General features: G+C 33.7%; 17 protein-coding genes and 1 pseudogene. 2 read left to right on the forward strand and 16 right to left on the reverse strand.

Annotation, left to right across the window (positions count from 1 at the left end; genetic code table 11):
- Position 1: 1 nt before the first annotated feature.
- The 7 genes from RBB48_RS22595 to RBB48_RS22625 form a co-directional block, all read right to left on the reverse strand.
- Positions 2–823, reverse strand: coding sequence for a transporter (locus RBB48_RS22595; protein ID WP_097890743.1), 822 nt, complete (start codon positions 821–823; stop codon positions 2–4).
- 206 nt (positions 824–1,029) lie between these two features.
- A complete protein-coding gene (locus RBB48_RS22600; protein ID WP_371878391.1) occupies positions 1,030–2,280 on the reverse strand; it encodes a sensor histidine kinase in 1,251 nt (416 codons plus the stop codon).
- Entirely contained in the window at positions 2,277–2,948 is a 672-nt protein-coding gene (locus tag RBB48_RS22605) for a response regulator transcription factor (protein WP_306008133.1), read from the reverse strand. The genes RBB48_RS22600 and RBB48_RS22605 overlap by 4 nt, the downstream gene beginning before the upstream one ends.
- Before the next feature lie 150 nt (positions 2,949–3,098).
- The gene (locus RBB48_RS22610; RefSeq protein ID WP_048562841.1) at positions 3,099–3,803 is read right to left on the reverse strand and encodes a metallophosphoesterase family protein; all 705 of its coding nucleotides are present in this window, start codon (positions 3,801–3,803) and stop codon (positions 3,099–3,101) included.
- Positions 3,804–4,449: 646 nt separating this feature from the next.
- Positions 4,450–5,322: an ankyrin repeat domain-containing protein gene (locus tag RBB48_RS22615; protein ID WP_097890741.1), complete on the reverse strand. Its 873-nt coding sequence runs from the start codon at positions 5,320–5,322 to the stop codon at positions 4,450–4,452.
- A 290-nt stretch (positions 5,323–5,612) separates the two neighbouring features.
- Positions 5,613–6,116: a nitrous oxide reductase accessory protein NosL gene (locus RBB48_RS22620; protein WP_001259409.1), complete on the reverse strand. Its 504-nt coding sequence runs from the start codon at positions 6,114–6,116 to the stop codon at positions 5,613–5,615.
- Positions 6,117–6,247: 131 nt separating this feature from the next.
- A complete protein-coding gene (locus RBB48_RS22625) occupies positions 6,248–6,502 on the reverse strand; it encodes a hypothetical protein (protein ID WP_087983445.1) in 255 nt (84 codons plus the stop codon).
- Between the two features lie 253 nt (positions 6,503–6,755).
- Here RBB48_RS22625 and RBB48_RS22630 point away from each other — a divergent pair, with 253 nt between their 5' ends.
- Positions 6,756–8,060 carry a CitMHS family transporter gene (locus RBB48_RS22630; protein ID WP_075310625.1) on the forward strand — a complete coding sequence of 435 codons (1,305 nt, stop codon included), beginning with the start codon at positions 6,756–6,758 and terminating at the stop codon, positions 8,058–8,060.
- A 47-nt stretch (positions 8,061–8,107) separates the two neighbouring features.
- Here RBB48_RS22630 and RBB48_RS22635 read toward each other — a convergent pair whose 3' ends face one another.
- The 7 genes and pseudogenes from RBB48_RS22635 to colA all read right to left on the reverse strand — a co-directional run bounded on the left by RBB48_RS22635 (position 8,108) and on the right by colA (position 18,052).
- Positions 8,108–8,800 carry a response regulator gene (locus RBB48_RS22635; RefSeq protein WP_088061768.1) on the reverse strand — a complete coding sequence of 231 codons (693 nt, stop codon included), beginning with the start codon at positions 8,798–8,800 and terminating at the stop codon, positions 8,108–8,110.
- Positions 8,800–10,410, reverse strand: coding sequence for an ATP-binding protein (locus tag RBB48_RS22640; RefSeq protein ID WP_088061766.1), 1,611 nt, complete (start codon positions 10,408–10,410; stop codon positions 8,800–8,802). Before RBB48_RS22640 ends, RBB48_RS22635 begins: the two co-directional genes overlap by 1 nt.
- Before the next feature lie 152 nt (positions 10,411–10,562).
- Positions 10,563–11,510: a methyl-accepting chemotaxis protein gene (locus RBB48_RS31710; RefSeq protein WP_370458318.1), complete on the reverse strand. Its 948-nt coding sequence runs from the start codon at positions 11,508–11,510 to the stop codon at positions 10,563–10,565.
- Positions 11,505–12,650: pseudogene (locus RBB48_RS31715) on the reverse strand (HAMP domain-containing protein); the annotation flags it as partial. The pseudogene RBB48_RS31715 and the gene RBB48_RS31710, both read right to left, overlap by 6 nt.
- Positions 12,651–12,773: 123 nt before the next feature.
- On the reverse strand, positions 12,774–14,348 hold the full coding sequence (locus RBB48_RS22650) for a flotillin lipid rafts scaffold protein FloT (RefSeq protein WP_000154996.1): 1,575 nt from the start codon (positions 14,346–14,348) through the stop codon (positions 12,774–12,776).
- A 12-nt stretch (positions 14,349–14,360) separates the two neighbouring features.
- Positions 14,361–14,909 carry an NfeD family protein gene (locus RBB48_RS22655; protein ID WP_001173145.1) on the reverse strand — a complete coding sequence of 183 codons (549 nt, stop codon included), beginning with the start codon at positions 14,907–14,909 and terminating at the stop codon, positions 14,361–14,363.
- Between the two features lie 245 nt (positions 14,910–15,154).
- Positions 15,155–18,052, reverse strand: a complete 2,898-nt coding sequence (colA, locus tag RBB48_RS22660) for a collagenase ColA (RefSeq protein ID WP_306008134.1) — start codon at positions 18,050–18,052, stop codon at positions 15,155–15,157.
- A 268-nt stretch (positions 18,053–18,320) separates the two neighbouring features.
- Between colA and opuD the strand changes: the two genes are divergently transcribed.
- On the forward strand, positions 18,321–19,871 hold the full coding sequence (opuD, locus tag RBB48_RS22665) for a glycine betaine transporter OpuD (RefSeq protein ID WP_046956767.1): 1,551 nt from the start codon (positions 18,321–18,323) through the stop codon (positions 19,869–19,871).
- 128 nt (positions 19,872–19,999) lie between these two features.
- Here the strand turns inward: opuD and RBB48_RS22670 are convergent, their stop codons facing one another.
- Both RBB48_RS22670 and RBB48_RS22675 read right to left on the reverse strand, forming a co-directional pair.
- Positions 20,000–20,863 carry a GNAT family N-acetyltransferase gene (locus tag RBB48_RS22670; RefSeq protein WP_088061758.1) on the reverse strand — a complete coding sequence of 288 codons (864 nt, stop codon included), beginning with the start codon at positions 20,861–20,863 and terminating at the stop codon, positions 20,000–20,002.
- A 155-nt stretch (positions 20,864–21,018) separates the two neighbouring features.
- Positions 21,019–23,814 (reverse strand): NEAT domain-containing protein, encoded by a 2,796-nt coding sequence (locus tag RBB48_RS22675; protein WP_306008135.1) that lies wholly within the window; start codon positions 23,812–23,814, stop codon positions 21,019–21,021.
- Positions 23,815–23,831: the final 17 nt, after the last annotated feature.

Raw genomic sequence — 23,831 nt, forward strand, 5'->3', positions numbered from 1 at the left:
TTTAGTTCGTTAAATAAGAATAAAACGCGTCAGCATCCGTGCGAATCACCGGTACAAAATTTAGTTCTTTTCCTTTTTCAGGCTGATCTTTTTTAATTTTTTCTGCTAATTCTTGAACGTTCATATTCGTTTTATCCATATTAAGCTCATCTGCCATTTGTAACACTTTTTGTTCATTAATTTCGCTTAATACTTGATATATATCTTTACCATACAAATCAATATGATATTTTTTTGCTTCTTCCTGCACTTTTTGTTCGTACACTTCTTGCGCTAACGTTTCTATCTCTTTTCCTTTTTGTGAAATACCTAACTTCCCTGCTTCCTCTCTTACTTTCGTTCCATAGATTTCTTCCGCAATGTCTTCCATTTCTTTTCCATTTGTCAAAATGCCTAATTTATCCGCTTCATCATTAATTTTAATCGTATTAATTTGATTAATTAAATTTACAATCGTTGTATTTTCTATAGATATGCCTAGCTTTAACGCTTCTTGCTTCACTTTTGTTTCATAGATTTCTTCTGAAAGAGTTCCAACGTCTTTTCTTTCAATCGAAATTCCTAACTGTTCAGCTTCTCTTCCTACTTCCGTCTCATGAATTTCTTTTTCTAGCGTAATTTGTTCTTTCCCTTCCGTTTCAATACCTAGATTCTCCGCCTTTTCTTCTGTATGCACCGCATGTATCTTCCCATTATTTAATTGTTCTTTACTGCGCTGCGTGTAATTTGTCTTTCCTTTTGATGTTTCAGAAGGAGAGGCACCCCCTAATATGCTTAAGCTCATTACTCCAATAGTGAATACCGTCATCATTTTCTTTTTCAAAATTAATTCCTCCCTCTTACACTTTCTTTTCCATCATTCCCTATACATAATCGAAATAACATTATGATCGATATAATCTACTCAAATACCTTTTTATAATCGCTTCTTCATAGGGCGAACTTTCTGTATATCATACATGTTATAAATAGTTTCTTAACTTTCCCTTAAAAAAAGACGACCTTGTAAAAACAAGATCGCCTTCTCACTTATATTCTTTGGTTTTTAGGGAAATTCACTTCAAAACAAGTACCCTCTCCCCATTTGCTATCTACTAATATTTTCCCATAATGCTTTTCTACAATCCAATTTGCGATTGAAAGGCCTAATCCCGCTCCTTCTGACGCACTTCTCGCTTTATCACCTTGATAAAAACGATCAAATAATTTTGGGATGTCCTCATCTTTAACCCCTATCCCGTCATCTTTCACTCGTATATGAATTGAGCTGCTCGTTTGCGTACAATCGATTTGAATATGTCCGCCCCCATTTGTATACTTCATCGCATTATCTAACAATATGACCATCATTTGATGAATTCTCTCTCTATCACCCATAAATGATATGTCATGTTCTACTTTCAATATCATCTCTTTTTCTTGATATGAAGCAATTTCCTTATATGGATCTACTATTTCTTCTAACAATTTATCCATTTCAAATGTTTTCTTATCCATCTCAATTTGATTAGAATCCGAACGTGCTAACAATAATAAGTTAGTTACAAGCTTAGATAACCGTCTACACTCCTTTGAAATCGTAGAAATATCCATCGCTTTTTCTTCTATTGTCGCAGATGGTGACTGGAATAACACATCCGTTTTTGATTGAATAACTGCAAGTGGTGTCCTTAATTCATGTGATGCATCCGAAACGAATTGCTGCTGTTTTTCCCACGAATTTTGAATGGGTATGAGTGCCCTGCCGGCTAAGAAAAAGCCGATGCCTATTGCACATAAACTTCCTACACTACAACCAATAACAAGAATTAAAAATAAAGTATTTAACATTTCTTTTTCAGCTGTTATATCGCGTACAATTTGAACTATTTTTGTATCTTGTTGAAATGCAAATGTTCTAAAATATTGCCCTTGCACTTCTATATCTTGCAAAGTTCCTAATTTCTTTGGAGAAAACTTTTCCAAATTATCTTCAAAGATAAAACGGCGTTTGCCGTTTTCAATACCTATCTCCACTATGTTTCCAATCCAAATTAACTCCGTTATCCTTGGATCCCCAATCGGAGGATATCCCCTAATTTTTTTAGGTAGTTTTTTATCATCTGAATTCTTTCTATGCTGAACGGATTTTCCTATCGATTTATCTACTTCATTATAAATACGATTATATGTGTATGAATAAATGATACTGCCTAATACACCTATCAAGATAATAAATACTAATGAATTCAATATAGTCAATCGAATGCGTGTTTTCTGAAACATGCTTCCCTTTTTCATTGTTCTTTTAATATATATCCAATACCTCGAACAGTTTGAATATCTTTCTGATAACCGAATGGCTCTAATTTTTTACGTAAATGATGTACATACACTTCTACAATTGCTACTGTCGTATCTGAATCAAATCCCCAAACACGATCAAAAATTTGTTCACGCATTAAAATCTTTCCACTATTTTGAACAAGGTACTCTAGAAGCTCATATTGTTTTAATGTTAACTTCATACTTTGTCCATCTACTTGAACGTCTTTATCTTTTCCGAACAGTTCAACCCCTTTATAACGAATAGTCTGCTTTGTTGTTAAACTACCGCTTCGTCGTAATAAAGCACGAATTCTCGCTTTTAACTCTGGAGCCTGAAATGGCTTAACGATATAGTCATCCCCACCAAAGTCTAAGCCTTTCACGCGATCTTCTAAAGAGTCTCTCGCTGTCAAAAATAGGACTGGTGTTTCAATTTTTTCATCACGTATTTTTTGAATTACTTCAAAACCGTCCATTTCTAGCATCATCACATCAAGTAAAATGGCATCATATATATTTTGTAACGCTAGAAATAATCCATCTTCCCCATTCAATGCTGTATCTACTTCAAATTCATCGCGTAATATTTGGACAATAGACTCTAATAAAGAAGCATTATCTTCTACTACGAGTAAGCGCATATTCTCACCTTCCACCATATTGTTCAATTCTATTTATAATTATATTTTAACGTTTTTCTCAATATAAAATTTGAATGATTTATTATAAAAATTCTTTCTTAAATTTTTCTTAATAAAAAATTGAAAGAAATAAGACTCCCCTTATCTCTTTCAACTTTTTACTACGTACACCTTTTTACTCGGCAATTCTAAACAATTTAACTGGCCACCATATACAGCACCGCCATCAATCCCTATAATACGATTACTCCCAAAATACACGCCGCAATTCTCACTACCATGAAACGTTTTTGTTTCCGTATGACCAAATACAACAACCTTTTCACCACTATACCCACTATGAAACTCATTACGTATCCACATTAACGTATATGGTTCACATTCCGAAACTCGCTTCAATGGCTCAACACCGGCATGTACAAATATATACTCTTCTGTTTCAATGTAATGATCTAATTCTTGAATAAATTTTACATGTTCCTCTAAAACATGCGATTGTAAAATTGGTTTTTGGAAGGCTTCTTCATTAACCACAATATCTTCTTCTACAAAGCCATAGCTGTATAAAGTCTTATCTCCACCATTCCTTTTTACCCAATGGTTCCATGAACGTTCTTCATCAGTCGTTAACGCTTTAATCATCATATCTTCATGATTACCCTTTAGAACGAGGGCTCCCTCTTCTTTTAACGCTTTTACCTTTTCAATTACAGCACGCGCATTGGGACCACGATCTACATAATCCCCTAATAAAATCAATTGATCCTGTCTTGCATCATATTGAGCTTCTTCTAATAACTGTTCGAACTTTTCTATTTCTCCATGAATATCACTAATAACAAGAATTCTTTTCATATTATCCCCTTCTTTCTAAGCCACTCTCTTTCTAATTATAGTTCAAAACAACAGAAATTTCTGAATCCATATTCGAAATCACATTTATTACAAATAAAACGATTGTCCTTACAACAATGTAAGTCTCTTGTCATCCAATTCGATAGTTGCAAGTGCTATATTTCCTTATACTAAAAGTAAGAAATGAAACAAAAAACAAGGAGAGATGAGACATGAAAAAAGTGATGGAAGTTGTAGTAGCGGTGGCAGCGGTTTTCGTAAATGGCAAACAAGTTGCAATGGAGTTAAATAAATAATGAAAAGGACAAGATTCATTCTAGACCCTTTACTCATATAAAATAGATAAGACTTCTTCATTTTTTTGATCTCTTATCTCCTTGTAAAAAAAGCCGTATCCTTTTTTGGGATACGGCTTTCTTATTGCCATGTTCATTTACACACTTTATTATTCCTAGTTGGTTATAAACAAGTAAAATCTCGGCTTAAATTGTTTTATCCTCCTTATTTACTATACCCTCTCTTCAAACAATTTTTTCAAAACAAAAATCCCATTCAAATACACATTACTGAATCCATCATACTAAATGACTTCTTCATTCTGTCTATCTAAATGAGATTATTTCGTACTTTTTATTTCTTTATCTTGTTATTCCACCGGTTGTGGTTGTGGCTGTACGACTTCATTCGCTCCAGCTAACCTCAACATATTTGCAATATCTTTAAAACCTCTTTTTTCAGCATATTGCAGTGGCGTAATATTTTCCTTATTGGCCAAATTTACATCTGCCCCGTGGTCAATAAGCATTTGAATTACTTTCTTATGGTTTTCACTACCATTTCCTAATACGATTGCTTCTACTACAGCTGTTCCACCACGATCATTTCTATAGTTCACATCAATATCTGTATGCTCTAATAACTCTTTTACGACCTCTACATGGCCACGTTCAGATGCAGAAATGAGTGCTGTTCCACCTGATTTAGTAGTTTCTTTCGTATTAACCCCTGCATTAATTAGTAGCTTTACAATGTCTGTATATCCTTCTCTACTTGCATAAAGAAATGGATTACTTTGTTTCTCATCTTTCCTTTCAATATTAGCACCTGCACCAATTAATGCTTTAACTGTCTCTACATGATTTTGATACGTTGCTGCAAGGATAGGAGTTTCTCCGTTGTCACCTTCTACGTTTATATTGGCTCCATCTTGAATCAGCTTCATAGCTGTTTCCGTGTCTCCAAGAGTCGCAGAAAGTAGCAACTGTTTGTCCATTAAATTTATACTTTTTTCTTCTTTAGGTTCTTCCTGTTCTTTATGCTTTTCTTTTTTCTTTTCGTTTTTCACATGAACCGGTTTCGATTCTGGCTCCTCTTGCTTATCGCAAGCCACTACCGTCATTAAAAGTCCTAATAACATACATAATAAAATTTTTTGTTTTCTCACAACTACAGCTCCTATGAAAGATAATGTTTTCTTAACCATTCCTCCATCACATACAATAACTCTTCTTGAGTACATTTATCCATAAGCCCTTTATATTCCTTCTTTAATCGGATTATCTTAAAACCTATACTATGTTTCTCAACCTATTGGAATGATGTGCCTGATGGCCTCATCATTAACATTATGAAGCAATTAGTTTAGCACGATTTTACCGCATTTGTATACATTTCTAAAAAGTACATAAATGATTGCTTTAGGTTACTATATTCCATTGTAACCGTTCTTCTAAAATTTTTACACCTTTTCTATATTTGCACCTGAGTAATACTAAAAAAGACAACTTATGTAGTTGTCTTTTTTTAGTATTAATGATGACCACCGTGATTTCCCTTTTTCGGGTTCCCCATCATCTCTTTATTCATTTCCCATTTATGCTCTGCTAGCTCTTTATATGAAAGAACTTTCCCTTTATAGTTAGACACAAAGTTTTCTGCATCCTTTTTATTTTCAAATGAAATGACATTATAAGCCATCGGTGTCGTTATTGTTTTATCATATACGTAAGTCGCATCTTCTAACGAAATCCACTCTTTCGAATCATAATCTCGAACAAATTTTTCTTTCGTCTTTTCACCTGGATTAATCTCCATCCATTTATACATACAACCGATATCATCAAACTTTAACGCTTTTCCATTTTCTAAAATGACTTCTGTTGCAAATTGATTATCCATTACCCCAATTTGGCAAATATCACACTTATCATGTTTCTCATCAATTGCTACAGCCTCTGCTTGTTTCTTACCACATCCTACTATTGTAAAGACAAAGAATAAGCATATAGCAAGTGTCACATACTTTGTTCTCATTTTACTTCCTCCCTAACCGTATCTTCCACAAGGAGCATATCAAAAAGTTGTGTGAGATTTGTGAAAAAATAATGTACTTTTTGTAATATAAAGACCAAAAAAGATGTGTAGCCATTTCTACACATCTCTCATCATTCACAACCTGTAATTAATAAATCGTCTTCTAACTTAACTAATAATGTATCTGTATTAATTTGCTGACCAACAACTACATTTACTAACCTTATATTTCCACTAATACCGACCGCAACTTTTTCAAGCTCACCGTTATTTTTTCGGATCATCATTAAATTTTCCCACTCATATACGTAAGAAGATTCATTAACAAAAATCTCTTCTACTTTTCCTTCATAAGAACTATAAATCTCTTCAATTCTCGTTTTCATATAAAATCTACTCCCTATTTCACACTTCAATATTTTCATCTTATTCTACCATTCTTACGGAGAGCAGCTTACTTTTTAAAAATTCAAATTAACTACCGTGAACAAAATGACCAAAATAAAAATTATGCTTCTAATGATGTTATTTTTCAAATTATTTACCATTTGAATGAATGCTTTTATGATAAATAAAAAACACTTTTTCTGAATTTTCGTTACATTTTGAAAGCGCAATCATTCTTGAGGGGGAGATTACATGTTAGCACTACTTGGATTTGCGATGGTATTTGTCTTTATGTTTTTAATTATGACGAAACGTATGTCAGCACTAGTAGCATTAATATTAATTCCAATTACTTTCGCATTAATTGGCGGTTTTTATGCAAATATGGGACCTATGATGTTAGAAGGAATTCAAAAACTAGCACCTACTGGTATTATGCTTATGTTTGCTATTTTGTATTTTGGAATTATGATTGATAGCGGTTTATTCGATCCTGTCATTAGTAGGATTTTGAAATTTGTAAAAGGAGATCCTTTAAAAATTGTTGTTGGTACAGCGATTCTTACTATTATCGTTTCATTAGATGGGGATGGAACAACAACGTATATGATTACGGTTTCCGCAATGTACCCATTATATAAACGCCTTGGAATGAATCCACTTATATTAGCTGGGGTTGTTATGTTAGGAGCAGGAGTGACAAATCTTACACCGTGGGGCGGACCGACAGCTCGGGTTATGAGTGCTCTTGGACTAGACGCATCAGAGCTCTTTACACCACTTATACCAGGAATGATCGCTGGTGCAATTTGGGTCATTTTCGTTGCTTACTATCTTGGCAAAAAAGAAAGAAAACGATTAGGAATTATGGATGTACAATACTTAAAACAAATGCAAACGATGGATGAGCAAGCTGCCACAGTAGAAGCTGCCGTTCATAAACGCCCTAAACTTCTATGGATTAACTTTTTATTAACTGTTACCTTACTTGTCTGTCTCATACTAGAAGTTATGCCGTTACCTGTTTTATTTACAATCGCTTTCGCCATTGCTGTTATGCTTAACTATCCGAACTTAGAACAACAGAAAGAACGTATTGCTTCTCACGCAGGAAACGTATTAGCCGTTGTTTCTCTCGTATTTGCCGCTGGAATTTTCACTGGTATTTTATCAGGAACAAAAATGGTAGATGCAATGGCTCAAAGTGTAGTCACTCTTATACCAGACGCTCTTGGACCACAATTACCGATTATTACAGCTCTTCTTAGTATGCCGTTCACATTTTTCATGTCCAATGATGCATTTTACTTCGGAGTATTACCTATTTTAACGAAAGCTGCCGCTGCTTACGGAATTAGTGCAGCTGAAATGGGACGTGCTTCATTACTCGGGCAACCTGTTCACTTATTAAGTCCTCTTGTCGCTTCCACTTATTTATTAGTCGGAATGGCCAAAGTTGATTTTGGTGAACATCAACGCTTTACGTTACTTTGGGCTGTTGGAACGACAATGGTGATGTTAATTACGGGAATTGTAATCGGAATTATTCCAATATAAGACGTAAAAAAACAGTAGAAGAAATGTAATTCTCTACTGTTTTTTTGTTATGAAGAAACAAGAAAATACCTTCTTTCTGGTCTCCCTACACTCCCATATATAAGCTCCGCATGAACTTTCTTTCCAGATATTAAATACTCTAAATAACGCCTCGCTGTTGATCGGCTTACCCCAACCATTGAGCTTAACACTTCTGCCGTAATACCTTCTTCATCAACTGCTAACATATGCTTTTTTATTTTTGCTAAAGTTAAAGGATCTATCCCTTTCGGGGCATATTCTATTTCATTTCCCTTTACGCCTCTTTGAGACCATAAATGTTCAATTTGTTCTATAGATAATTGATTAGTTTTTTTTAACTGCACAATCTTTTTTTGGTAACTTTCCAAACTCGCTTTAAATCGATCAAACATAAGTGGCTTTACGATATAATCTGTTACTCCGCCTCGTAGAGCGTGCCTCACTACATCTGTTTCCGATGCAGCTGTAATCATAATAATATCTGTATCATGCAAATTATTCCTAATATATGTGACAAGTTCGGTTCCTTGCATATCAGGTAAGTACACGTCTAATAAAACGAGTTGTGGCTTCACAAACTCTAGCCATTCTTTCGCTTGTTCTCCAGTCGTTGCTGTTCCAATTACTTTAAATCCCTCAATCTTTTCAGTAAAACGACGATGAATGTCCGCAATTCGAATATCATCTTCTACAATCAATACTTCAATCTCCTCACCCATTACAATTCGCCTCTCTCTTTTGGTAATGCAATAATAAATAATGCACCACCTAAATCCCCTTTTTCGATTGCAATACTTCCATTTAAATCTTCTACTAACTCTTTCACTTTTGCTAATCCATATCCTCGTTTCCCGCCTTCTTTCGTCGAGAAGCCTTTATAAAATATGCTAGTAATGACTTCATCATGAATCCCTTGTCCTGAATCTTCCACTTCAATTACTATCTCTTCTCCAATATCAGTTACAAACATCCTTACCTTCTTATCATTCTCTTCATTTCTTTCAATTGCTTCAAATGCATTCGTAATTAAATTTCCTAAAATAGAAACGACGTAATTACTCTCAATATGCGGGCTTAATTTATCTAAGCTACTTTCTCGATCTAGCATAAAATCAATCTTTAACTCTCGCGCTCTATTATAGAATCCAATTAAAATTCCACCTAACCATGGATTTTGAATTCGCTTCATAATAAATTGAACAAAATCTTGATATACCGCTGTTTCCTTATGAATAAGCTCTAAAGCATCTTCATATGATTCTAACTGGATAAGACCTGAGAGCGTATACAACAAATTGTTATATTCATGCGTTTGCGCTCGTAATGCCTCTGTATATTGCTTCGTCTGAGATAACTCTGCTGTTAACTGATCCATTTCAGATTTCAAACGTAAGCTCGATACGACGCCAGTTACTTTATTTTTCACTTTAATAGGTAGACGGTTCGCAATAACAGCCTGCCCTTTTATATTTAATTGACGATCAAACTGTTCTTCACCAGTTTGAAGTACATCTAGTATCGTTGAATTAGGAATTACATTTAAAATAAATTCTCCAATAATATTACGCTGTTCATCTAACGAAAGAATATCATAAGCCGCTTGATTGACTAAACTAATCATGCCATTGTGATCAATTACAATAATCCCTTCACGTACAGATTGAATCACTGTACTATGCTCTTCATATAAAGATGAAATTTCTTCTGGCTCCATCCCAAACATCATTCTTTTTATACTTCCGGCTAAATATATAGAACCAATTATCCCGATTAAAAGACCTATTACTGTAATCCAAAATACACGCTTTCCATATACTTCTACCGCTCCATGAATATCATCCATTGAAAATCCAACAGACACCACGCCTATAATTTCATTTTCCTGATTACGGATTGGAACTTTGCCGCGTAATGAAGGACCTAATGATCCAGTTGCTTTCGAAATATAAGATTTTCCTTCTACTAGAACTCCTTTATTATCTCCACCAACCATTGCTTCTCCTATTTTATCTCGCTTAGGATGTGCATATCGAATCCCCTCTTTGTTTCCAACTACAATAAAATCAGCATCTGTATCAATTCGAATTTTTTCTGCAATTGGCTGAATGATAGAAGCTGGGTTTTCTTTTTGAAAAGCTTCCGTTATTTCAGGTATAGCAGCAACTGTTTTCGCAACATGCAAAGCCCGTTTCCCAATTTGCTCTTCTACCGTTTCAGACAATATGTAATAAAATAAATAACTTGTTAATAGAAGTACGACTAGAATAAGTGTACTAATTGTTATTGTGATTCTCGGTTGTAGTTTTAACTTTTTAAATTTCAAAACCATTCCCCTAACATAATTAAAGATAGAATTTAATGAATTTACAGTCTTTTGCGATTACAACTAATCATAACACGGTTACTCTATATTTCTTTATTTTTATCTTCACAAAAAAAGAAACGAAGTACAATTACTACCTCGTTTCTTAACATTTTTTATTACACTTTAAATTTCCCAATCATCTCTTGTAATTCTTCTGCCATTTGCGATAAATGAACTGCTGCTGCATTGATTTCATCTACCGAAGCTAATTGTTCTTCTGAAGAACCAGCAATATTTTGAACGCTTGCTGCATTTTCTTCAATTGTAGCTGCAATTTCATTAATAGATGCACTAACTTGTTTTGCATCTACTGTCATTTGTTCCGCTACTTCTACCATACTATCAATTTGTACAACTGTATCATCTGTAGACTTCAATATTTCAGCGAAGCTTTGCTTCGTTTCATTTGCAACTACAAGTCCTGATTGTACTTCTGTTCCAACTTGCTTCATAGAGCTTACTGTTTCTTTTATGTCAAATTGTATCTCTTTTACTAGTTTTCCAATTTCCGTAGAAGACTGTCCTGATTGTTCTGCTAACTTTCGCACTTCATCTGCTACAATTGCAAATCCTCTTCCTTGTTCTCCAGCTCTCGCAGCCTCAATTGCAGCATTTAATGCTAATAAATTTGTCTGCTCTGCAATATGTTGAATTACCTCAAGGATTGCTCCAATTTGTTTCGACTTATCATCTAGCAAAACAATAACTTTATCTGATTGTGAAACAGACTCATGGATTAATTGCATTTGATTCACCGTTTGTTCAACTAACTTCCCACCATCTTCAGCCTTTTTCTTCGTATACATAGATGCTGTGGATACTAATGAAGAACTGTCTGCCACACGTTGAATTCCTTCTGTAACTTCTTCTAATAATGTTGCGCCTTCTTCGACTTCTTTCGTTTGTATTTCCGCTCCACTCGACACTTGCTCTATCGCTTGTGTAATTTGTTCCGTTGCTTCACTCGTCTGCTTCATACTAGCTGTTAATTCTTCTGAAGATGCCGCTACATGACCTGCTGAAGTATTTATATTTGAAATGACATTCTGTAATGATGCTGCCATCTCGTTAAAGCTTTCTCCTAACTGTCCAATTTCATCTTTAGAATGAACTGTAATGGATTCTGTTAAATCGCCTTCACTAATCTTTTTCGACGATATAACAAGTTGTTTTAACGGATTAATAATAGAAGCAATTATGAAGTAAATTAAAATCCCGCCAATTATTAATGAAATACCAATAACAGTTATCGTTTTATAGAAAATAGGTTCAGCAGCTTCAATAATTTCTTTTGCAGGCATAATTCCTGCTATTTTCCATCCAGTTATCTTATTTGTTTTAAAAGTGATATGACGATCTTCACCATCTAATCTGAAATTAAAATCACCTGTTTCTTGTTTGTACAACTCTTTTTCAAGTTTCTCTTCTACCTTATCACCTGGCTTCATCGTTGGATGTGCTACCACATTTTTATCTTGATCAAAAATTGCTACATATCCACTTTTACCGATATTAACCATCTTTGAAGTGTTTACGATATCATTAATAATTAAATCAATACCAAGAACACCGCTCTTATCCTCATTTTGTTTTGCTATTGTAATAACAATATTTCCTGTCGTTTTTGATTTATATGGAGCTGTAATAATTACTTCTCCACTTTTTTTCACTGCCTCTTTATACCAATCTCTTTCTGTAGGATTATATCCTTCTGGCATTTGAATAGACGGTGATTGAATAAACTGCCCATTGCTGGATCCAGTATAGATGGCTTCCAGTTCTGGATGTAACTTATTATATTCTTCTAGTTTATTTTGGATATTTTGTATTTGATCCGTTTGGTAGCTTGATTGTGTAAATAGTTTCGTAAAATAAACTGCATCTACTTTTTTACTATCCAATTCTTTATTAATTACATTATCCAAAATTTTTATATTGTCTTTCGCCGATTGTGAAATCGTCTCATTAAAGTTTGTCTTCGCTTGCTGATAAGACGTCCAACCAATTACAATACTTGGAAGAATCAAAATGATAACAAATGACACAAGTAACTTTGCTTTTAAACTACTACTCCTTAATTTCCCTTGAAACATATTTCTACCCCTCCATACCGTTTTAAATGTAATGGTTTTACATTTAATTTCTTTATATAAATCATACGATTCAAATGTATCAACTCTTTCTCTATTGAAGAGTTGATACATACCTTTTTCATTCTATATAAATTAAATAATTAAAACAATATATAAAAATGTATATTATTCGAAATATTATAATTCACAGAAGAACCTCTAGTATCTCACTTACTAGAGGTTCCTACCGCTTTACTATTCTTTATCTTTTTCTACTTCTTTTTTCGCATCTTCTACTACAGATACAACAGGTTTATCGTTTGATAATTGTTGTACTGCTCCTTTTCCAGCAAATCCTTCTAATAACTCTTTTAAATCAATGCCAGAAGAAGCTTTTAATGTTTCTTGCATCGTTGCCATTAAATCAGTCGCATAACCTGCAACTTTTCCGGCACCGCTATTTTTACCACCGCCACCTGTATCGACAACTGTAATTTTATCAATGTTGCTAAGTGGGCTTGCAACTTCCTTCGCATAACTTGGAAGCATGTTAAGAACCATATCCATAATCGCCGCTTGGCCATATAACTCAAATGCCTCTGCAATTTTTTGTTTCGCTTCCGCTTCTGCTAAACCTTTTAATCTGATAACATCTGCTTCCGCTGTACCTTGTGCTTTTTGTACTTCTGCTTTTGCTTGACCTTGCGCTTTTTCGATTTCCGCCTTCGCTAAACCTTCTACACGAACTTCTTCTGCACGTGCTCTTGCTTCCGCTTCAATTTTATATTGATCTGCATCTGCTTTTTTCATTTGTTTTACTTTTTCCGCTTCTGCTGATTGTTCAACAGCATAGCGATCTGCATCTGCCTTTTTCTTTACTTCTGCATCATATTGCTTTTCACGACGCGCAATCTCTTTTTCTTCTAATTCAATTTGCTTTTCACGCTCAATGATTTTAACGCGCATTTGCTCTTCTGTAACACCTTGTTGCGCTTTTGCTTGTTGTAATTCATAGGAAAGATCTGCATCTGCGCGAGCTTGTTCTTGGTCTCTCTTATAAGATTGTACTTTTAACTCTTTATGTTTTTCAGCTTCAGCGATTTGTGCATCACGTTGATACTCAGCTTCTTTCGCTTCTTTCTCAGCACGAGCTTTTTCAATTCGCGCCTCTTTTTCACGCTCTGCATTTGCAACTGTTGCATCACGCTTAACCATCGCAATTTGTGGCTGACCAAGTGCATCTAAGTAACCGTTCTTATCCATGATTTCTTTAATTGTAAAGGAAACGATGCGAAGTCCCATCTTCTTTAAATCTGTAGAAGCTACTTCATGTACCTTTTGAGCAAATTGCTCTCTATTACTATAGGCATCTTCTACTGTCATAGAAGATAAAATAGCACGTAGATGCCCTTCTAAAACTTCTTTTGCTTCTATTTTCAACTCTTCTGTTTCTTTTCCTAAATATTGTTCAGCTGCTGTAGAAACTTCTTCAATGGTAGACCCTACTTTAATAATAGAAACACCATTTACTGTAATCGGTACACCTTGTTTCGTATACGTATCACGTGTTCCCACTTCTAATTTGTAGTTTAATAGACTTAAAGGCTCTGCTCTTTGCATAATCGGAACTACGAAAGTACCGCCTCCACGAATAATCTTAATCTTCTTTCCATCATCAGTGGTAACTACATTTTTCCCGCCACCAAGCCAGTTTCCAGTAACAATTAATGCTTCATCTGGTCCAACTGTTCGATACTTTGTAATGAATACTAAAATGAGTAGAATTAAAATTGCGAGTAATACTCCACCGATAATTAATGGAATCGTCATGTAAATTCCCCCTTATAATTTTGGTTTCTTTAAAGAATAAGCAATGTTCTGTACAAGCAGAACACCATCTTGGACTCCCTCGATAATAACTTCAGTTCCTTGTGAAATATCTTTCTTTCCAACTGTTTTAGCTAGGATTGCATTGTTTCCAAATTGGGAGGAAATTAATACTTCACCAAACCCTTCTGTAGGAATAGTCGTAATGACCTCTCCCTTACAACCAATAAATTCATCCATACGCTGCACAGTGTTTTGTTCTGCTTCTGCAATCGGCTTTAAAATTAATATTTTCATTATGAAAACACCAATAAAGGATATAGCAAATGCAGACCCGAAAATAAGAATGCTATTAAAGGAAAATAAATATTCTCCTATATAACTAAGTCCACATAACATGGCGAAAAAACTAAGTAATAAAGTAACAACGGATACAGATCCGCCTCCAAAACTAAATATGGATTCAAATATATCTCCAAAAAAGATATAAATAACAGTGAGTATAGTAGCAATAATAAATCCGTATAAATAAATTGTTTCAAGTGGATAACCAAACAAAGCCATTTCTTATCCCCCTCTCTTAAACAATCCCTTTTTTGTTATGTGTATGCCCACCTCTTTCAAAGATTATAGTTCTTAATTTTCAGTTATTTATCCTTTAAAGAAAAGCCTGTAAGACAGGCCCCTAAAAAAGAACAGGAGAAACCTATTGTGACAGGCTCCTCCTAGTAAATAACCGATATATTATATATCTATATAATATACTATTTTCCACAAAAAGTAAAGTTAAACATACATTGGAAAAGCACTTATTTTACTGATAATTCGTACGTTCCATCGCCATTATCATATTTATATACATACAAATAATACTTACCTGGTTTTGCATTAAATTTTGCCTCTATATGATTTCCATTAGCTTGACCGTAAGCGGCATAATTTTGCATATCTGATTCATGATGAAGCACCCATGTCATCCCGATTCCATACTCATTTAAAACGGAAATATCGATATTTTTCGTTGATGCTACATTAAATGTATAAACATCGGTGTGATCTCCGCCGATAAGGCTACCTTTTATAGTAGTGTTTAGCCCGATACGATTTGCTTCCTCTGGACGATTATTTGGTTCTAATTCTGTTAAACTTCCATCTTTAATCGTAACAGTGGTTTCGTTTCTGCTCTCTTTACCTTTATCATCTTTTACTCTTAACGCTACTTTATAAATTCCTTCTCTTTCATATGCATGTATTGGATTAACTTCTGCACTTGTGCTGCCATCTCCAAATTCCCATAAATAAGAAACAATTTTTCCATCTTCATCATTTGAGCCATCACTTTTAAATTGAATTCCTTCTTTTACAAGCCCATTATAAGGTCCATTTATATTAACCGTTGGAGCTTTATTTTCTCCATCATCTTTTGCGATACCGTGGAAGACTACATCATATTCAAATTCATTTGAACTATTCACACGATAATTGACGAAGTATGCTGTAACAGTTTTGTAGCCACTCCATTCTTTTTGCGCCAGTTGTTCTAGTGCTTCATTTACTCGTTTACTCATTTCGTTCCAATCTTCAGATTCACCTTTTGTTACACTACCTGTAAATGTGCCTTCTAGTGTAAATGTATTAAAGAATTGGGAGCTATGTTTTGTCATTTTTGCCTCTTTCATTGGCAACGTATCACTAATTTCTTTCTCTACTGCTGTTAACGATTTTGGTGCATGTTCAGCTAAATAATCATCTGCTACTTCCGGTACATTATATTTATCTTGATTATCAATTAGCTGTTGCATATACTCTTGATACTCTTTATTTAGTTTAGAATCTTTACTTAAATTCTCACGATAGGCATCATAATTTTTCACGTCATTTGCACGAATTAAATCTTGAATTTTATCAAATGTTTCAAATTGATGTGTATATAAATAAGATTGCAATGCGAACGAGTAATTATAGAAATCCCAAGAACCATATTTAGCAAATAATGTGCGCTCTGCTGTATAACGGCTTGCAGGATCAGATGATAATCCACTAATGATGCTCTTTCTCGGTACTACATTATTTGTACGAGTAGATCCTGCGAAAAATTCTGCATTTCCTTCTTGGAACCAAGTTAATCTCTCATTTTGATACATATCTCCTCTTCCAAATAAACCTGGCACTTCAAATCTCCCTTGAAGATAATGAGTAAACTCATGACGGAATAACTCTTCTAAACTATAAATACTTTGTTCTGGCGTACGCTCATATGTAAAGAATGTACCTGTTTCTTCTATATAAATGCCACCGTTGTTTGTTTCATATCCATACAGTTGTCTGTTTAACTGATATTCGTCTGGAGTATTATAGATTACTATCGTTAATACGTCGTCTGCATTACCTGGCTCTAATGCTTTGTCATTCCCAATTACACGATGATACTGTGCTTTTACTTCCTTTGCAGCCCAGTATAGTCTCTTAATTTTTTCTTCTGATACTTTATCTCCTGTTTTAAATACGATAGATCCATCGTCGAATGTATACGTTTTTGGTAAGTACTGTTCTTTTCCTTCTTTACGTATCGTCTCTAAATCTACCGTATTACCGCTATAATCTTTTCCGTTATAATTTGTTGTAATTTGTTCTACTGCAACAAAATACGGCTCACTTAAACGCGGATACATATGCATTGCTTGTGTAACAACCTCTAAACCTTTATTTGGATTACTATGAAACTTCCCTAAACGACTAGCAAAATAAATTCCATTATTAACGAGCCACTTATTTTCTGGTGTTACTTCATTTAAAAGAGCAATACGATTTATTTCATTAATAAATCCATCTATTTTCCCGTACCACATTGTATCTTTTGCTTCTTTACGAGTTTCAAATAAATAAGATTGCATATCATAATCAATACCTTGCATCATATCGTATACAGCTTGTCCTTTCATACGATCGTCTACATACGTATGAAGATTATCATTGTATTGTTTTAAAATATTCGATGCGTATTGAACCGTTTCCACATCACTTGAAGCATTACTAATTAATTTACCGTATGCAGATACGACTGCATCTTGCTCATATGTACCAAGCTTAAAGTTTGGATTGGCTGCAATTGCTTTTAAAGCAGGTAAACATTTATCCTGGAAGCTTCTCTCATTTAAATCACTTAATTCATTATTGTAAAATGCGAGATAAAAAGCTGAACGTAACACTTCTGTAAACGTTTGAATTCCTTTTGAATCATCTTTCGTAAACGTACTACCTCGGTGAGCTAATTCATCTATAACTGCTTGCATTTTCCCTTTGTCTTTATAAAAAACCTTTGCATCTTCATTGAACTGAAATAAGTCTGTAATTTGATTCCATTTAATACTTCCTAGCGTTTCAACCAATTCTTGATTATTCATTTTGTTTAAATCAGCCATTGAATAGCTTTCTTTAATTTGCTTTACTTCTGAGCTCTTCATAATAGATGCTGGTCGCTGTGAAAAGTCTCCTACTTTTAAACGTTCTTGAAACGATAATGTTTCCTCTGCTTTAGAAACATGTCCAATCTCATCTACTGGTTTTTCAATCCCAACTGGTTTCGAATGCAATACATTGTATGGCACCTTTTCTTCTGCTGATACATTCGTTTGAATTGCTCCTAACGATAGCGCCATTGTACTAATACTAAGCATCACTTTATTAATCTTTGATTTCTTGTTCATATCATTGCCCCCTATTTATATATTCCCTTGAAGAATTTAACATAAAATCTAGATACAACAATATAAAATGCAATATTTCATATTATTTCTTCCTATATTTTGTACATATCGTGAACAGACTTAACTTTATCTAACCTCCAATAATTATGAATCCATAGCGATTAAACTGTCCTTTTACACAAGATAAAAATCGAATTTTTTGACAATTAATCTTTTAATTGTTATAGTTAATATAATTGTTAACTTTATTAAACAAAGGTGGGATTCTATGATAAAAAAAGAAAACAGTGTATTTTATATCTCCATCTTGCTAACAACATTATTCATCATATGGGGAATTACCCCGGCAAGTTGGATACAAGGCTATGATTTGCAAAGTGTTACATCTTCCTTAAACTCATTTATCCTCAATAAATTTGGATGGTTTTACTCTCTACTTATGACCGCAATGATTATTTTAGCCACTTATTTAGCATTTTCTAAGTACGGTTCTATTCGTCTTGGTAAAGATGGAGAAAAACCACAGTATAGTTATCCATCTTGGCTATCCATGTTGTTTGGAGCAGGAATGGGAATTGGACTCCTCTTTTATGGAATCACTGAACCGATTTCACATTTTACAGATCCATTAACAGGAAAAGCAGGTACAGAGGAAAGCGCCAAACTCGCTATGCAATATTCATTTTTCCACTGGGGACTCTTTCCGTGGTCACTATACGCGATGGTTGCTTTAACAATTGCATATTTCACATTCCGTAAACAAAAAGGTAGCACAATTGGGGCTACAGTTACTCCATTATTTAATCGATCGAAAAATTCTCCTATCGGAAAAACAGTCGATATTTTGGCTGTTTTAGCCACAGTATTCGGTATTGTGCCATCTGTTGGGATTGGTGCTCAACAAATCGCCGGAGGATTAAGCTATTTATTCCCTTCTATTCATAACACTGTACTTACACAGCTTGTACTTATCGCCATCTTCGCTGTTTTATATTTAACAAGTGCACAAACAGGCTTAGATCGTGGGATTAAATATTTGAGTAACTTAAATTTCTCTCTTGCAGGTATTTTACTCGTCTCCTTTTTACTTTTAGGACCGACTGTATTTATTATGAAATATTTCACATCTACACTCGGTTCTTATATCGGAGCTTTACCTAGTATGGGATTAAATTTAGGAGCATTTAATGAAAAATCTTCTTCTTGGATTGAAAACTGGACTATTTTCTATTGGGGATGGTGGATCTCTTGGTCTCCATTCGTCGGTACATTCATCGCTCGTATTTCTAAAGGGCGTACAATAAAAGAATTTATTATTGGAGTTGTATTAGTCCCAACTCTTATCTGTACATTTTGGTTTGCAGTATTTGGCGGTACCGCTATCCATATGGAAATGTTCCAATCGCTTGGTATAGCTGATGAAATCGCAAAAAATGGTACAGAGATTGGATTATTTGCTGTTATTTCACACCTACCGTTCTCTACATTTTTAACAATTATCGGGTTAATTTTAGTAGCCACATTTTTCGTTACTTCTGCTGACTCGGCAACATTTGTTGTTTCAATGCAAACGAGTAACGGAAGCTTATCACCGAAAAATAGTTTAAAACTTATATGGGGATTAACAATCGCGATAATTGCTGCTATTTTATTACAAGCTGGAGGATTAAATGCACTGCAAATAGCAGCTATAATTGCTGCGCTACCATTTTCTATCGTAGTTGTTCTTATGGTCATTTCGCTCTTTAAGGAGCTTCGAAAAGAAGATGTTAATTTACAAGCAAAAGAAGTTCCGCAAAAAATAAAGAAGGTTATGTAACGATTAGCACCTCTCCTAAAGAAGAATTCGGTCCTCCGATTAGTCCTGAATCCATTATTACTGAGGGCTGCAAAATAAATTAAATAAAACCCATTCGTATGAAATATAATTTTCATACGAATGGGTTTTTACTCTATTATATAGTGTTGTAAACATGCTTTCTCCTCAAAACCTACTTTCTTGTACAACTTCATCGTACCATCATTATTCGTATTCAAACATAGTTCTATCTCTCTCATCCCTTGAAAGGAGAAAATATACTGAATTGCCCCTTGTAATAAGCGCTCTCCAACACCTTTTCTTCTACTATTTTCAGTCGTTGCAATAAATTCGATATTCGCTTCTTGAAACTCCGGATTTACTTCAACATATACATAACCTTCTAACTTATCATTCTTCATACTTACAAATAATTTATTCGTATCACTTAAACGTTCGATAATTTCAATTCCTTCATAATATGTATTAGGAAAAACATTATTGTGTAAAGCGATAAACTGCTCAAATACTTTTGGTAAAGCCTCTTCTACATTACATATAACACGTTTTCTTGGAATGTTTTTTAAAATGAGAATACTATGTCGATCTTGTTCTTTAGCATGTAAATCCTTCATTAAGCGAGCACAATTATTATTTTCCACATGATAAAAACCATAAAATTTCTCAATATGAAAAGGCATCTTTTCTATAAGTTCCTTCCACATATGTAAAGCAACTTCTTCCCAATTCTCTACAATAATAAACGGCCCCCATATTTCTGCACATTTTTTCACTTCATCCACATCAAATCCTAATACACCTATTATTTTATTATTTTCATAAGTAACAACAAAAGATTGTTCCCATCCTATATCAGAAAAATCATGGATAATTGTCTGTAATAACTCCTCTTTCTCGTCTCCACAATAACCAACATAATGAGTAGCATCTTTATTCATACTTGCAATAAATGATGCCACCTCTTCAGTTTTCAAAATAGAACTGACATGCATAACCTCTCCTCCTTCTCTAATATATTTACACCTTTTACATTTATATCCTTCTAAAAAAGACATCATCATAAGCATATTTCAAAATGAAATCGCCATGATAATGTCTTCTCAAAAACTCACATAATTATTTTACATTATAATAAGATAAAACGTTTTTATTTCTTAAATAATCTCTTTCTAAATACAAACATACTCAGTGCTGAAAGAACTAATGCTACACCCGAAAGTAAAGTTGATGTATTCGCTTGTCCACCTGTTGCTCCTAGCGATTTCTTACTTTCTTCTTCTTTATTAACAACTGGTTTATTTTCTTTCATGCTTTGATTCTCTACTACTTTTTCTTTCACAACTTGATTATTCACGTTTTGTTCTTGAACTGGTGCCGATTGATTGATTTCTTCTTTCGATTCTTCAACTTCTTTTGTTGGCTCTTTTTCTTCTTCTTTCGATTCTTCAACTTCTTTTGTTGGTTCTTTCCCTTCTTCTTTTGGTTCTTCAACTTCTTCTTTTGATTCTTCAACTTCTTTTGTTGGTTCTTTTACTTCTTCTTTTGATTCTTCAGCTTCTTTTGCTGGTTCTTTTGGCTCTTCTTTTGATTCTTCAACTTCTTTTGCTGGTTCTTTTTCTTCTTCTTTTTCAACTATATTCTGGATTACTGTTCCGTTAAAACTTATACTAATTTCATCCGAATCTAAATCAAATTTATACACCTTTTCACCTGGAGTACTCCATTTTATTACTCGGTTATTAAATGTTCCACCCTCACTTGTCAGTTTAATATTCTCAATAATTTCTCCTTCTAAATCATATACAGGAACTTGAATTTCTTCATTTACTTTTGCTTCATCTAAAAAGATTTTCTGTCTGCCGGCATCAATTGAAAACCATTGGCCTAATTGTATTAACGGCCTTACATCACGAATCTCATTTCCAGCTAATTTTAAACTGAGTAGGTCTAACATTGGGCTAAGAACTGAAACATCTTTAATTTGATTATCAGCAAGATTTAACCACTGTAAACTTTTTAATGAAGATAGTGGTGTTATATCTTCAATCTGATTATGAGATACATTCACATCGTTCAACTTTTCTAAGTTTGAGATAAATTCAATATTCTTCAAACCTACTCCTTCTAAAGTAAGTTTTTCTAAGTTCATCATATATTCTAAACCTGTTATATCTTTTATATTTTCCCCTTTTTCTTTAAGTATCTCTAATTTTTTAATCTGCAATAAATCTTCTTTTGTGATAGGAGCGTTTAAATTCTCTCTACCTAAATTCTCTTTATTAATATGTTGTTGTAAAGTTTTATCAAGAATTATATTTTCCTTTTGTTCATCATTTCCTTTTATTTCATCTAACCTTTCAACAACATTTTGAATTACTGTTCCATTAAACTTAATACGATTCTCTTCTGGTTTTATATCCAACAGAAATTCGTATGTTTTTTCACCAGTAGTACTCCATTTAACAGAACCATTATTAACTACTCCATCTCCATTCTTTAATTGAACAGTATCGAGTGGCTCTCCTTGTAAATTATAGATAGGTATTTTAACTTCCTTATCTTTTTCTACATCATCTAAAAAGATTTTTTGTCTTTGAATATCAATGTACATTCTTTTCCCTAACTCTTGAACCGGTCTAACATCACGAATTTCATTTGACCCTAGCTTTAAATCGTATAAACCTGTTAAGTGGCTAAGTGGCGTTATGTCTGAGATATAGTTTTCTTCTAAATTAAGTGATTGTACGGTAGACAATCTTGATACAGGTTCGATGTTTTCTAATTCATTTTTAGAAAGATCTAACTCTACTAACTTTTTCATTGGTGTAATATGTTCAATATTAGTCAGTCCATTGTTGCTTAAAGATAAACTCTTCACATTCTTCAATTGCTCAATCCCAGCAAGATTAGCATTACTAATTTGATTATTTGCTACAGTCAAAGTCTTTAAAGTTGTTACTGTAAATAATGGTTTAATATCTTTTATATAATTACTATTTAAATCTAGCATTTTGATCTTCTTCATTTGACTCAATGGGCTTAAATCCGAGATTTTATTGTTTCTCAAGCTTAAACTTTCGATATGTTCTAACTCAGCCAAAGGTCCAATATCTTTAAGTTCACCATAAGTTATACTTAATGATTTCAATTGTCTCAAACTCGAGATAAATTGTATATTTTCTAACTTAACTTCTTCCAATGTTAAGGTTTCTAAGTTCGTCATATATTCTAAACCAGTTACGTCTTGTATTCCTTTACTTTTCGCTTCAACGACTATTAAAGATTTAACTTTTAATAAATCTTCCTTAGTTATTGGCGTATTTAGATTCTCTCTATTTAAATTATACTTATTAATATGCCTTTGTAATTGCTTATCTAATATTACATTTCCGTCTTCATCCTGTTGATCCTCTTTATTTTCCTTTTGCTTTTCTGGAACATTATTTTCTAAATTTAAAGCATTTACTTCAAACTGCACTTGATATTTATTATCATAGGCCATTGTCGGAATATAAATATGCATTTGCATATTATATCTTTTTCCTAATTCTCCTACTTCAAACTGAATCACTTTCGTTCCGTTTTTCTTTTTATCTTCTGATATTACTTTTACATCATGAAACACACCAGGAGTATGAACATCTTCTGTTTTCAAGTATTTGAAGAAATCACTATCACTTAACGTTGCCGTTACCATTTTCTTTCCATTCTCAATCGTTAACTTAGGATCCTTTATATAAACAGCTGCCATAGACTCCTCATTCGTTTTATCTTTATATGCTTTCATAACAGCATCATATGTACCATCTTCTAAAGCATAGCCCTTTTTATTAGCCTCAATTGCTACTGCCGCTAAAGCAGGCGTTGAATACGTGGCAAATGGAAGTGATAACGCCGCAGCGATAATCATCGCATTTATATGTTTTCTTTTATTTTTTTTCAACTTTACATCTCCTCCAA

The organism is Bacillus sp. MMSF_3353 (assembly GCF_030733445.1).
In the GTDB taxonomy this organism is placed as follows: domain Bacteria; phylum Bacillota; class Bacilli; order Bacillales; family Bacillaceae_G; genus Bacillus_A; species Bacillus_A wiedmannii.